The following is a 12,068-nucleotide window of genomic DNA, read 5'->3' on the forward strand; positions in this document are numbered from 1 at the left end:
CATGCGCAACGCAACGCGAGATTCTAACATGCGCCCATCAGCCGCCAATTCGCCGCCCCCTCTATATGTAAACAGCAAAAACCGTGGCCGCCGCGGCGGCCCCCGAATCGATCGCGATCGCGCCCTCCGAGGCGGCGCCGACGCCCGCACGAATCCGGTGCACACACACGCGTAAACATTTGCGGCCTTTGCCGCAATTTCGCGGACACACTCTTGACAATCTCTAAAAGTTGCGGCAGGCCGGTGTTGCGCATGCACCACAAAGTTGAAGCGATCTTGGGGTGGGGAGGATTTTTTTTCGTAGGAAGGGAACGATATGGCAAAATGCCAACGCACTGAAAGTTAGACGCTGCTCGAAGTCTACACAGAGCGGTGCCGCGTTTTTTGTGCCGCACCAATGTTATACTTCGAGCAATGTATGACTTGTCACCGTCAACAGGCTCGCAGTAAACCTGCGGTAATCTCAATTTCGAGAGGAGAAATATGAATAAACTTTCAAAGCTCGCGTTCATTGCAGCTACCGCAGTTATGGCTGCATCCGCTTCGGCACAGTCGGTGCCGGCGTCGCGTCAAGCCGTCAATGACAACTGGGTGAACGGCACGGGCGAATGGGTGTGGATGAACGGCACGAACGAGCTCTGCTGGCGCGATGCGTTCTGGACGCCGGCCACCGCCAACGCGAAGTGCGATGGCGCACTGGTCGCCCAGGCACCGCAGCCGCCGGTCGCTCCGGTTGCTCCGGCCATCAGCAGCCAGAAGATCACGTACCAAGCCGACGCGCTGTTCGACTTCGACAAGGCAACGCTCAAGCCGCTGGGCAAGCAGAAGCTGGACGAACTGGCTTCGAAGATCCAGGGCATGAACACGGAAGTGGTCGTCGCAACGGGCTACACGGACCGCATCGGTTCGGACAAGTACAACGACCGTCTGTCGCTGCGCCGTGCGCAAGCAGTCAAGTCGTATCTGGTCAGCAAGGGTGTCCCGGCCAACAAGATCTACACGGAAGGCAAGGGCAAGCGCAACCCGGTCACGACGGGCTGCAACCAGAAGAACCGCAAGCAACTGATCGCCTGCCTCGCACCGGATCGCCGCGTGGAAGTCGAAGTGGTCGGTACGCAAGAAGTTCAGAAGACGACCGTTCCGGCACAGTAAGCCGCGGTTTTCGACTGCTTCAAAGCCCCGCTCCGGCGGGGCTTTTTCTTTGATGCCCGTCCGGGCGCTCGCTGGCCTCGTCGTCCGCCCGCTTATATACTCGGGGCTGACGTATCGATGCACCGCCCTCCTTCCGTAGCCCGTTTGCCGACATGACCAACGCCGATCCGCACGAACTCCAGAAATTCAGCGACCTCGCCCATCGGTGGTGGGACCCGAATGCCGAATTCAAACCGCTGCACGACCTGAACCCGGTCCGGCTCGGCTGGATCGACTCGCATGCGCACCTCGCCGGCAAGCGCGCGCTCGACGTCGGCTGCGGCGGCGGCATCCTGTCCGAATCGATGGCCGGCCTCGGCGCGCAGGTGAAAGGCATCGACCTGTCGACCGAAGCGCTCGGCGTGGCCGACCTGCACAGCCTCGAAAGCGGGATCACCGTCGACTACGAGGCGATCGCGGCCGAAGCGATTGCCGAACGCGAGCCGGGCACCTACGACGTCGTCACCTGCATGGAGATGCTCGAGCACGTGCCGTCGCCGGCCGGCATCGTGGCCGCGTGCGCGACGCTCGTGAAGCCGGGCGGCTGGGTGTTCTTCTCGACGCTGAACCGCAACCTGAAGTCCTACCTGTTCGCGGTAATCGGCGCCGAATACATCGCGCAGATGCTGCCGAAGGGCACGCACGACTACGCGCGTTTCATCCGCCCGTCGGAATTGGCGAGCTTCGTGCGCGGGACCGGTCTGCACATCGTCGAGATCAAGGGCATTACCTATCACCCGATCGGCAAGCGCTTCGCGCTGTCGAACGACACCGACATCAACTATCTCGTCGCGTGCCGCCGCGGCGCGTGACCTTCCGACCGGCATGACGACTCCCCTTTCGACCGAGCGGGCCGCATTCGACGAGCCGCGCCTGCTGAACTGCGATGCGGTGCTGTTCGACCTCGACGGCACACTCGCCGACACGGCGCCCGATCTCGCCGCCGCCGTCAACAAGATGCAGCGCGTGCGCGGCCTGCCCGAAACGCCGCTCGACGTGCTGCGGCCGCTCGCATCGGCCGGTGCGCGCGGCTTGCTCGGCGGCGCATTCGGCATCGATCCGCAATCGCCCGGCTACGACGCGATGCGTGACGAGTTCCTGATCAATTACGCGACCGACATCTGCGTGCACACGACGCTGTTCCCCGGCATCGGCGACGTGCTCGACGAACTCGATGCGCGCGGCGTGCGCTGGGGCATCGTCACGAACAAGGCGATGCGCCTCACCGCGCCGCTCGCCGACCTGCTCGGCCTGTCGTCGCGCGCCGCCTGTATCGTCGGGGGCGACACAACGCCGCACTCGAAGCCGCATCCGGCCCCGCTGCTGCATGCGGCCGCGCAGATGACGCTCGCGCCCGAGCGAATCGTCTACGTCGGCGACGACCTTCGCGACATTCAGGCCGGGAGCGCCGCCGGGATGGCGACGGTCGCCGCCGCGTACGGCTACTGCGGCGACGGCGCCGCGCCGGCCGACTGGCAGGCTCAGCATCTCGTCGGCTCGACGCAGGAACTGCGCGAACTGCTGCGCGATGTTGGGCTATAATGGTTGATCTTATCCGCGGGGGCGACCTGGTTTCGACAGGGGTTGTGAAGCGGCTAGGGCATGTCGAGGACCCGTCACCTCGTTAATCAATGGGAAAATCGTAACTGCAAACGACGATACGTTCGCACTGGCAGCCTAAGGGCCGCCGTCCTCTGCCTAGTTCACTGACGGGCTAGTGTCGCAAGACCGGTAGCAATACCGCCAGAGGTCATTTACGTCAGTTAAGCTCTGTCGGCGTCGCGACGCCAGGGTCGAAAATCCAGCGAATCGCCGTAGTGCAGCGTGTTCGTCCGCGTCGCTGCGGTTAAATCAAATGACTGAACTAAACATGTAGAACTAGTCGTGGAGCGCTTCTGGACGCGGGTTCGATTCCCGCCGCCTCCACCAAATACCCGCCAAACGTCTCCGACGTTTGACCACAGAACCCCGCCAAGCCTAGCTTCGCGGGGTTTTTTACTTCCAGCGTTTCCAAAGTTTGCCAATCGACAGCAAGGGGTACTTGGGGGTATTTTCAGGGGTATCGGACATACCCCCACGCGCAGATACCCCCATGCCGCTTACCGACACGACCATCCGTAACACGAAGCCTGCTGAGAAGCCCATCAAGCTATTCGACGGCGGGGGCCTGTTTCTGCTCGTCACGCCGGCCGGCCAGCGCTACTGGCGCCTCAAGTACCGCGCCTCCGGCAAAGAGAAGTTGCTGGCACTTGGCGTCTACCCCGAGGTTACGCTCGCAGCTGCGCGCCGGAAGCGCGACGAGGCTCGAGAAAGACTGGCTGCCGGTATCGATCCGAGCGAGGCGAAGAAGGCGGAGAAACGGACAGTGCGCCTGAACGCCGAAAACTCGTTCGAGGCGGTGGCACGCGAATGGCACGCCAAGTACGCACCCACATGGTCGGAAAACCACGCTAGCCGTATCCTGCGTCGCCTAGAGGTCGACGCTTTCCCATGGATCGGCGGCAAGCCCATCGCGGAGCTCGCGCCGCCAGACGTGCTTGATGCGCTGCGCCGAGTTGAAAAGCGCGGCGCGCTCGAGACGGCTCACCGCCTCCATGCCAATATCAGTCAGGTGTGCCGGTATGCCGTGGCGACCGGACGAGCGCAGCGTGACGTAACGGCTGACCTCCGCGGCGCGCTGCCGCCGGTGCAGCAAGAGCACATGGCCGCGCTGACCGATCCGAAGCAGGTCGCCGAGTTGCTGCGCGCGATCGATAGCTACCAAGGCACCTTCCCAGTGATTTGCGCCCTCCGCCTCGCCCCGCTACTCTTCCAACGGCCTGGCGAACTGCGCGCCGCCCAGTGGGCCGAGATCGATCTCGACGCCGGGATCTGGGAGATCCCAAGCGATCGCATGAAGCGCACCAAGCAAGGCAAGGCCTCAGGTGGCGCCCACATCGTGCCGCTGTCGTCGCAAGCGGTCACGGTGCTCCGCGAATTGCACGCTCTGACAGGAAATGGTCGCTTCCTGTTTCCAAGTGTTCGGACGAAGGATCGCCCCATGTCGGACAACACGATCAACGGCGCGTTGCGCCGATTGGGATACGACGGTGACACAATGACTGGGCATGGCTTCCGCGCGATGGCCCGCACGATCCTGGATGAAGTGCTGGGCTTACCGGCGGCAATCATCGAGGCGCAGCTCGCGCACGCCGTGAAAGACCCACTCGGGCGCGCATACAACCGCACCGCGCACCTGCCGCAACGTCGGGAGATGATGCAGCAGTGGGCCGACTACCTTGACCGCCTCAAGGCAGGAGCAGATGTCGTCGCGATCAATTCAGCCCGCGCGTAGCATCGAACTATCCGCGCAAGATTTCGCTCTCCGCAAACAAGCGTCGTGATTCGCTGCGGCAAAATTGGGTTCGATTTTTCGATCTTGAGTGTAGCAATTTGCTATAGTTCGATCACTGCGCTGGTCAAGCGGACCTTTCTGCTGAATTTTTCGAGGCGCGGATATCACCTGTGGATAACTGCCTTCGGCAGTTTTTTTCACGTCCAAATTTTGCCGTTCGCGCCGCCGCACTGCTTCTCAAGCAAGTTATCCACAGGCGCGATCGTGCCGAGGAACGAACTATGAAGGTTGTTGCCAGCAAAACAGATGGCAAGCTGCTCGCTCGACTTGCTGCAGCCGCAAAGAAGCCATTGACCCAGGCGGACATCGAACAGCAGCGTGTGTCTTTCGTCTACAGCGTCATGGGGCAGCGCGAAGGTATGACTCGCGCAAAGGTTGAGAATTTGCTGAAGCAGAACGCTGCCGTCTGAAAATATGATCCTCTGGGAACTGGCTCAGAACGAGAGGAACAAGCAGTACACGCAGCTAGAAGTTGCCAACACCGCCCGCCAATTCTCCTTCCTGCTATCTCTGATAGAGGTGGCGACAGCCACGCGACAGGAATGGCTCTCCGAAAGAGTCATCAAGGCGCTGAACTACCATGCTATCGCCTGCCTGCATGACTATGCAGGGGAGTACAGGCCATGCCTCGTCGAATTGGGGAAGGATGAAGACGACCATCGGCCTCCGATGCCTCATTCGGTGCCGGCGCAGATGGAGCATTTCGTCCACTATATCAACTCAAAGTGGACCGAATTCGATGCACCCAAGCTGGCTGCCTTTGTTCTGTGGCGCCTTAACCACATTCACCCGTTCGTAAATGGAAACGGTCGAACTGCGCGCGCCGCCGCTTACTTCGTGGCCTGTTTGAAGCTCGGTGGAGCCTTGCCAGGCAAGAAGACACTTCCTGAGTTGCTATGCGACAACAGGGACGAGTACGTAGCTGCACTAAAGGTGGCAGATCGCACGCAGCTCAAGAAGGCTCGCCCCGACGTTGGCCCTCTTGCAAGCCTCATCGGTCAATTGCTCGACGAGCAGATTAAGAGCGCCTAACGCAACGTCGTTAGTGACCGCGCTCCGTAGACAGTCGCGCGCCTCAGCGTCCGACGGGCAGCCCGCCCACATTAGAAGGCGGCACCACGGAAGGACGATCCCCTGACCTTCGATCGGTAGTGCTCAATGGCTGATTTCAACATCGCTCCTTTCCTAGCGCCTTCCGTCTCCATCGTTGCGATGTGTGTCTCCGCCTATTTCGCGTGGACGGCGATCAACGTCAACCGAAAAGATCGCGAAAGCAAGAACCATATGGAGCAGGCGGTTCTCGCGCTGGAGAACGCTTACGAAGCTCTGACCAACGATGGACGATCAATTACCCCTGTCGAATCCAACCGGCTCAACTGGCTGACGGCCGCGCGCCATATCGAGTCGTACAAGGTGTTGAAGCAAGGCGTGACCGAGCGCTCGCACAAAGCCATGATTGAAGACACCGAGGAATACTGGCGCCATCGCTTCTACGTCGCGCTGGATATGTATCGTGTTCACGACGTCGGCTACTACGCGGAAAAGCAAGTTCCGAAGGCATCGGGGCTCGACGTCGGATCCCTAATCGTCGTATATGGATTCGCCTCATGGCCTGACGATAAGGACGACATCCTGAACAAAGCCGACTTTGCCGGCATCGTGAACAGTCACGACATTCGACAAGGCAACATCGGGCTCACCCAGTATCTCGAGCAATCAACTAAGTTCGCGCCCATATTCCAAGCTATTGACGAACGTCGCCGTACCGAGCTCGAAGCGGCTCGCGCAGAACGCGATCAGGCGTCGGCGTCCTCGACGGCGTCTGGCTCCTCGTAGCAATGACGGCCAGCGATCGCGTAGATAGATGTTTTATCGTCTACGCGGGCTCGCAGTCATTGGAGTCAGTTCGCTCATCACGCTCGATAGCCAAGCGGATCCGCCAACCAGCGATGCACCTCCTCATTCCGCCAGACGGTGCAGCGTTGGGTCAGCTGAATCGGCTGCGGCGCGCGGCCTTCGAGATAGCGCTTCCTCCATGTCTCCCGTGATACCCCAACGAACGGAGCAATCTGACTCCATCGCGAGATGCCATTGAGCGGCAACGTGGCCACGTGCTTATGCATGACGTGCCTCCGCTTCAACCAACGCCTCACGCCCATAGACGCGCTCCACCCACGTCCCGCGCCCGTCCCCATGGCCGAGCCATGTCGACACCCCAGCAGCCGCCTCACGGCGCGATACGCCGGCTGCCTTCTGCCGCTCCAGGTGTTCGGTCGCATATGCGTACCGAAGGCTATGCGGCGCGCGCTCATCGGTCATACCGACCTTGCGAACGACATAGTGATAGCGATCCATCGCCCGTTTCAGATCCGGCTTGCGTACCAGCTTCCCACCGTACTCGCCCGACAGTCCAATCGCCCGCTCTACCAGCTCGGCGGCGCGCTGCCGATCCAATGGCGGGCTGCGACGCGTCTTGCCTCCCTTCGTCCCGTGAATGACGGTCACGAAGCCATCCCCGATCGAGCTCGAAAGCGCGCGCCGCCATTCGGCCAGCGACTTGATGCATTGAACCGCCTCCCTGCCCCGCAACCCAAGTTCGAGCTGCAGCTCGAGCACAATCGCGATACCGGGATCGATCGCAGCAACAGCAGCACGATACGGCTCCAGCTCGTCACGCGTCATCGGCCGCTTCGTGCCGGCGCGGCTTGCGCCGGATAGGCCGAGCGCCGCATTGCTCATCTTGTCGGCAAACGGCCGGCGCCCGATCCCTTCGAGCGCCGTTCGGATGTGCGTCATGTTGTTGATTGCCGTCCGCTTCGAACGCCCGCGCGCCAACATGTCGCCCGACCATGCGAACAGATGCTTCTCCTTGAGTTGGCCGGTTGTGTGAACCTGAAAGCCCAGGTCCCACAGAAACCGAGCGAAACGCGCGAACGACTTCTCCCGACCGTTGGAGGTCGAGTTTGCCTGTTTGCCACGCGCCCCGCGCGCAGCACGGCACAGGTCGGCCGTGAGAGATTTGTGCGACATGCGTACCCGTATCCATGACGTGAGGCTCGACCCCCGGTTGTCTCCCTGTCCGCTGGACGGGGCGGCGAGAAAGCAGCCGGGAGACAACAAACGGGGGCACGAGCCTCGGCCTGGTGAGATTGGGAGCGTTCTACGCCAGCAAGCTGGCGCAGCCCGGCGCGCATCAACCCGATGAGGGTCGGCACGCGGCGGGGGGACGCTTCCCCCGTTTGATCCGTGTTTTGGCTTTGCGACCGATCGGGGGCGCCAATGCCCCGATCGCGCGAATTGATGCGTGCCGGCGAGTCGACACGAGATTCCAGACGCCGAGGCCGAGCGCGCCGCCAGTCGTCACGAGGACGATTGAGACGGACGCAGCAAGGCATGGCGTTAGCGCTGGGGAGCGCACGTCACGGATTGATTGCCGCGGGAGCGGCATACGGGGATTGCACATCGCGCCCTTCGCATGAAGCAAAAGGCGATGGGGGGCTTCACCTATCGGCGAAGCAGTCACGAGCCCATCAGGAAACGATGGACGGATTTTGGGCGTGGGCCCTACTCAGTTAATTCGGTGATCAAGTCACCGTGCCCGCAGAGCGGGCTTACATATGGCTGTTCAACAGCTAGGTGTTGCAGTCGATGCCCTTTAACCCGGGCTAGGTGTGAAGCAAGATTAGCGACGCCTGCACCGCTTGGCAACAGTTTTTCGATGATCCCCGTCTCGCACTGGAGAATGGCTGTCACGTCTACAGAGTGACGCACGCAACGATTTCGGATGGGCGTCGCTTTACCCACCGATTCGCAAAGTGACGCCACGGTCGACGACAAGACAGCACGTTGTAGTTTCGACACAAGCGGTAGTAACGTATCGCGTCGGTCCCATTAGCCACGGCACACCGGCAGCCCGTCGTCATGACGATCGACGACAGGTCCATCTAGGCCACTACAACAATTCGAGCCATACGGGGTTACTCATCATGAAGTTCATTCACGGCACCGACATTCAACGCGGGCTGCGCGAGATTTCTCCAAGTCATATCGCAGTCGCCTATGTCGGCATCGACTGGAAAACCTATGTCGCTCCCGAGAATCTCAAGGACATCGTGCTGTCGCCGACGGTCGGTACGAACCCTGCCGCGATCGTCGAGATCGCCGAGGTAGTTGGCTGGGAGCAAGTCCATTTCCTCGACAACCTGCACGCCAAGATTTACCTCGGCGAGCGCGGCGCGGCGGTCGGCAGCTTCAACCTGACGGCCAACGGCCTCAGTGCTGAAGGCTTGCAAGAAGCGGGATTCATTGTCGACGATGCGCCGGCGCTGGCCGAATTGCGCGCGCGACTGGACGACTACCGCCAACAGGCCGACATGGCCTATCCGACCACCGAGGCCAAACTCGCACGCCTAGCCGAGCTACGTGCGAAGTGGGATCGCGCGATCAAGCAGGACGTAATTCGCAATGATGCGAAAGTCACGACGTTGGACGCCTACCGACCTGTGTCCACCGATGAAATCTATGTGTGCTGGGTATCCGGCCGAATCACCTATACCGATCAGATCGTCTCGCACGGGACGGTCAACAGCACAGTGTCGTTTCTCGAGTCCGACACGGTCCAACCCGACCGCTGGATTCTCTGTTGGGTACCGCGCGTTGATGGACACCCAGATGAGCGCTGCCGTCCGTACTGGCAACATATCGACGAGGTGATCGAGGGAGGAGCGCATGAGGCGCCCTATACGAAAGCTGCAGTTGAGCGAATTGGTCGAGCCGAGTTACCGCCACCGTTCGAGCTGACCGACGCCGCAGTACATGCACTGTATGCCGTGCTGAACTCAGGCGAATTTCCAGAATTTCTTTACGATCAAGAAACTTGGTCGGTCGACCGCACGCTACCGCGCCTGCCCGAGTTCCTTCAAGCGTTGAACAAGTTCGCTCGGGAAGCGGCGGATGCCGCCACCCACACGCACGCAGCCGGCGAGAAACCCGACACAACCTCCATTTCACTCGACGCACTGGCCCGTGAATTCGGCGCACGTATCAGAAAGGCGATGGACATTTCGATCCGAGAAAAATACGTAAAGGCAGGGGTGATCGAGGGCCTGATGGCGACGTATGAGCCCGTCACCCTGGCCAAGCGACTGGTGAAGCCAGGCCATGGCATCAAGGGCGGCCTGAGAAGCCTTGCGAAGCACAGCGCGCTGCGCCTGTCGTTTGAAAGCATCGTGCTCGAGCCGCGTTTCGAGTCTCTATTCAACAAGAGAGATCTTGAATGCGCGCGCTTCAACTTATTCGAGGTCGACCAATCCTACCAGCCACCGTCGGCATAAATGGCCAAAGCGGCGGTCTGGGTGTCAGCCAGCCACTGCGGTCACGAGGCGAGCTACTAAGCGAAGTCGAAACCGCTCCTAAACCTCGCCTCGACTTCGTCGACAAGGGGGCCCAGCATACGCCTACTGGGTTTTCCTGCCGACTGCTGCTATGTTTCCGATACCCATCTATGGGGAGACCACCATGAAAATGACACTTAGTGTTGCAATCCTCGGTGCCGTGCTGGCGTCAGGCGCGGCGTATGCCAACTGTATCGGTAGCTCAGGTTTCCAGACGTGCACGGATCAAAGCGGAAACACATACAGCGTCAACCGCTTGGGCAACATGACGACCGTGAACGGTTACAACTCTCAGACCGGCAGTTCTTGGAGTGAAACAGCCAACACCCTCGGCAATACCACGACGATCAACGGCACCGCCGCGAATGGTCAAAGCTGGAACGAAACCATCCAGAATTTCGGAAACGGCAACCGGTCGATGTCCGGCGTCGATTCCAACGGGAATTCGTTCAGTCACTACTGCACTGCCTACGGCTGCAACTGAGCCGCACGACGTGGCATCGTTTGCGGGAACGGCGAGGCAACTACTGCCGGGTGTCGGTCCCGCCGCCGAACGGAATGCCTGCACGCAAACAGTAGGCCCGCGCGAACGGGTCACCTTGGTCGGCTGAGGCCGCTGCAATCTTGTTGAAGATGCTAGCGAAGATTCCAGGGCCGGCATGCTCGGCAAAATCGCGCAGCATGCCTGACTCATTTGCACGGTAGATGGCCGCACAGATGAGTCTGTTCTCGTCCCCGGTCAGGCTAAGCGTGATGTCGACGTAACGGAGTGGAGCGTCCGGCTGCTTCGTATCGTTCGGCATGGCTTACCCCATCGTGAAACCGTACGAGTTGCCGCCGCCGTAGCTATAGCCGCCGCCATATCCCGACGGCCCAAACAACGTTGGATCGTAAAATCCGCTCGACGAAAACGGCGACGACATCGAGAAGTCTCCTGCGTAGCTCGGCTGATTGCCGAACAGCCCTTGGATACCTCGCGAAACTAGACTCCCCGCTGCGCCAGCGCCCTGAGCCTGGCTCTGGAACGGCACAGCCTGCGCGCCGGCGCCGTAGTTCATGTACGGGATGATCTGTCCCATGATTCCTTCTGCCGGACCGTAGATGTTCGAGTTCAGGAGCGATCCATAAGTGCTCCCGAGCGAACCCGGCGTGGCAGCGATGGACTGACCCACGGTATATGGCGTCGAGCCGCCGAGAAGCGTGTAACCCGGCGCGGAGCTGACCTGAGAAGTACCAAGCTCACCGAACCGACCAGCCGTATTGGCTGCGCCCGTATATCCTTGCAGACCTTGCAGAGCACGCGACAGCTGATTGTTCTGCCAGTCGATGTTGAAGTTCGACAGCGCCTGGTTCTGCACGCCGGCGCCCGCGGCCGACGAGCCGAGTCCGTACATCGAATTCGTCGCGCCAGTCTGCTGTGTGAGCTGGTTCAGCGTGCGATCATAGAGTGCATTCTGCGGATCCAGTCCCAGGTTGTAGACGTTCTGCCCGGCATTGAGCAGTTGCTGCTGCGTGCCGAAATTCTGTACACCTTGCCCGTTCAGGAGCAGTCCGAGATTGGTGTATTGGTTCCCTGCGGCTTCACCGGCGTGCTGGTATCCCCACCCGTACACATCGTTCGCGAACAGGCCTCGATTCAGAGATTCCCGACCGAGCGACGTCAGCGGGCCAGAATTCCCGTTGTAGGCGTCGTTGAGCCCCGTCATGAGGTTCTGCCACGTCGTATCCGCCGTGCCGAGTCCGGTGGGCGTGTAGTACGAAGGACCCCCACCGGATACGCTAGGCGAGGAACCTCCGGAGACGAGACCCCCTACAACGCTACCGACAGCTCCAACGGCTGCTGCGAATGGCATGATTCACCCCTTCATCAAGGTTTCAGGATCAGCCACGCTTTCTGCATGGATGCAGAGCCACGTCAAATCCGTCAGCGCGGTAATGCGGTGCGCGTGCCCCGCTTTCACTTCGAGCATGCACGGTCCGTGCAGGATGCTCAGATCACCTTCCACGTCGAGCATCGGAAACGTCACGGTAAAGGCTGCGCTGATGGCGGATTGTTTCACGCTGCCCCCTTCACGCGACGCTCTGTTGCG

The 12,068-nt window shown here is 60.7% G+C and carries 13 protein-coding genes and 1 other RNA gene; 10 read left to right on the forward strand and 4 right to left on the reverse strand.

The features are described 5' to 3' along the window. The first annotated feature begins 483 nt into the window (after positions 1-483). The 8 genes from ompA (at position 484) to BSE24067_RS15340 (ending at position 6,421) form a co-directional block, all read left to right on the forward strand. On the forward strand, positions 484-1,152 hold the full coding sequence (gene ompA, locus BSE24067_RS15305; RefSeq protein ID WP_006750761.1) for an outer membrane protein OmpA: 669 nt from the start codon (positions 484-486) through the stop codon (positions 1,150-1,152). Between the two features lie 152 nt (positions 1,153-1,304). After that, positions 1,305-2,003 carry a bifunctional 2-polyprenyl-6-hydroxyphenol methylase/3-demethylubiquinol 3-O-methyltransferase UbiG gene (ubiG, locus tag BSE24067_RS15310; protein WP_151063689.1) on the forward strand — a complete coding sequence of 233 codons (699 nt, stop codon included), beginning with the start codon at positions 1,305-1,307 and terminating at the stop codon, positions 2,001-2,003. A gap of 13 nt (positions 2,004-2,016) precedes the next feature. Further along, positions 2,017-2,733, forward strand: a complete 717-nt coding sequence (gene gph / locus BSE24067_RS15315; RefSeq protein WP_151063688.1) for a phosphoglycolate phosphatase — start codon at positions 2,017-2,019, stop codon at positions 2,731-2,733. A gap of 17 nt (positions 2,734-2,750) precedes the next feature. Continuing rightward, positions 2,751-3,120: a transfer-messenger RNA gene (ssrA, locus tag BSE24067_RS15320) on the forward strand. A 163-nt stretch (positions 3,121-3,283) separates the two neighbouring features. Continuing rightward, the gene (locus BSE24067_RS15325; RefSeq protein WP_151063687.1) at positions 3,284-4,525 is read left to right on the forward strand and encodes a tyrosine-type recombinase/integrase; all 1,242 of its coding nucleotides are present in this window, start codon (positions 3,284-3,286) and stop codon (positions 4,523-4,525) included. A 170-nt stretch (positions 4,526-4,695) separates the two neighbouring features. Further along, positions 4,696-4,995: a hypothetical protein gene (locus BSE24067_RS15330; RefSeq protein ID WP_151063686.1), complete on the forward strand. Its 300-nt coding sequence runs from the start codon at positions 4,696-4,698 to the stop codon at positions 4,993-4,995. Between the two features lie 4 nt (positions 4,996-4,999). Beyond that, positions 5,000-5,617, forward strand: coding sequence for a Fic family protein (locus BSE24067_RS15335; protein ID WP_151063685.1), 618 nt, complete (start codon positions 5,000-5,002; stop codon positions 5,615-5,617). A gap of 126 nt (positions 5,618-5,743) precedes the next feature. After that, positions 5,744-6,421 carry a hypothetical protein gene (locus tag BSE24067_RS15340; protein WP_151063684.1) on the forward strand — a complete coding sequence of 226 codons (678 nt, stop codon included), beginning with the start codon at positions 5,744-5,746 and terminating at the stop codon, positions 6,419-6,421. 279 nt (positions 6,422-6,700) lie between these two features. Here BSE24067_RS15340 and BSE24067_RS15350 read toward each other — a convergent pair whose 3' ends face one another. Next, complete coding sequence (locus BSE24067_RS15350; RefSeq protein ID WP_151063683.1) at positions 6,701-7,615, reverse strand: integrase domain-containing protein; 915 nt, start codon at positions 7,613-7,615, stop codon at positions 6,701-6,703. 956 nt (positions 7,616-8,571) lie between these two features. Between BSE24067_RS15350 and BSE24067_RS15355 the strand changes: the two genes are divergently transcribed. Together BSE24067_RS15355 and BSE24067_RS15360 are read left to right on the forward strand one after the other, a co-directional pair. Continuing rightward, positions 8,572-9,918, forward strand: a complete 1,347-nt coding sequence (locus BSE24067_RS15355) for a phospholipase D family protein (RefSeq protein ID WP_151063682.1) — start codon at positions 8,572-8,574, stop codon at positions 9,916-9,918. Positions 9,919-10,102: 184 nt separating this feature from the next. Continuing rightward, on the forward strand, positions 10,103-10,462 hold the full coding sequence (locus BSE24067_RS15360) for a hypothetical protein (protein ID WP_151063681.1): 360 nt from the start codon (positions 10,103-10,105) through the stop codon (positions 10,460-10,462). Between the two features lie 40 nt (positions 10,463-10,502). On the opposite strand, the gene BSE24067_RS15365 is transcribed toward BSE24067_RS15360, so the two are convergent. From BSE24067_RS15365 to BSE24067_RS15375, 3 genes are all read right to left on the reverse strand, one after another. Further along, positions 10,503-10,781 carry a hypothetical protein gene (locus tag BSE24067_RS15365; protein WP_151063680.1) on the reverse strand — a complete coding sequence of 93 codons (279 nt, stop codon included), beginning with the start codon at positions 10,779-10,781 and terminating at the stop codon, positions 10,503-10,505. 3 nt (positions 10,782-10,784) lie between these two features. Next, complete coding sequence (locus tag BSE24067_RS15370; protein ID WP_151063679.1) at positions 10,785-11,684, reverse strand: hypothetical protein; 900 nt, start codon at positions 11,682-11,684, stop codon at positions 10,785-10,787. A 150-nt stretch (positions 11,685-11,834) separates the two neighbouring features. Next, positions 11,835-12,038, reverse strand: a complete 204-nt coding sequence (locus BSE24067_RS15375) for a hypothetical protein (protein ID WP_151063678.1) — start codon at positions 12,036-12,038, stop codon at positions 11,835-11,837. Positions 12,039-12,068: the final 30 nt, after the last annotated feature.

Source organism: Burkholderia latens (genome assembly GCF_902499045.1).
GTDB lineage: Bacteria > Pseudomonadota > Gammaproteobacteria > Burkholderiales > Burkholderiaceae > Burkholderia > Burkholderia latens.

Bases quoted from the DNA above. Each gene is read 5' to 3' on its own strand.
- ompA (WP_006750761.1), top strand. From the start codon at position 484: ATGAATAAACTTTCAAAGCTCGCGTTCATTGCAGCTACCGCAGTTATG.
- ubiG (WP_151063689.1), top strand. From the start codon at position 1,305: ATGACCAACGCCGATCCGCACGAACTCCAGAAATTCAGCGACCTCGCC.
- gph (WP_151063688.1), top strand. From the start codon at position 2,017: ATGACGACTCCCCTTTCGACCGAGCGGGCCGCATTCGACGAGCCGCGC.
- BSE24067_RS15325 (WP_151063687.1), top strand. From the start codon at position 3,284: ATGCCGCTTACCGACACGACCATCCGTAACACGAAGCCTGCTGAGAAG.
- BSE24067_RS15335 (WP_151063685.1), top strand. From the start codon at position 5,000: ATGATCCTCTGGGAACTGGCTCAGAACGAGAGGAACAAGCAGTACACG.
- BSE24067_RS15340 (WP_151063684.1), top strand. From the start codon at position 5,744: ATGGCTGATTTCAACATCGCTCCTTTCCTAGCGCCTTCCGTCTCCATC.
- BSE24067_RS15350 (WP_151063683.1), bottom strand. From the start codon at position 7,615: ATGTCGCACAAATCTCTCACGGCCGACCTGTGCCGTGCTGCGCGCGGG.
- BSE24067_RS15355 (WP_151063682.1), top strand. From the start codon at position 8,572: ATGAAGTTCATTCACGGCACCGACATTCAACGCGGGCTGCGCGAGATT.
- BSE24067_RS15360 (WP_151063681.1), top strand. From the start codon at position 10,103: ATGAAAATGACACTTAGTGTTGCAATCCTCGGTGCCGTGCTGGCGTCA.
- BSE24067_RS15365 (WP_151063680.1), bottom strand. From the start codon at position 10,781: ATGCCGAACGATACGAAGCAGCCGGACGCTCCACTCCGTTACGTCGAC.
- BSE24067_RS15370 (WP_151063679.1), bottom strand. From the start codon at position 11,684: ATGACGGGGCTCAACGACGCCTACAACGGGAATTCTGGCCCGCTGACG.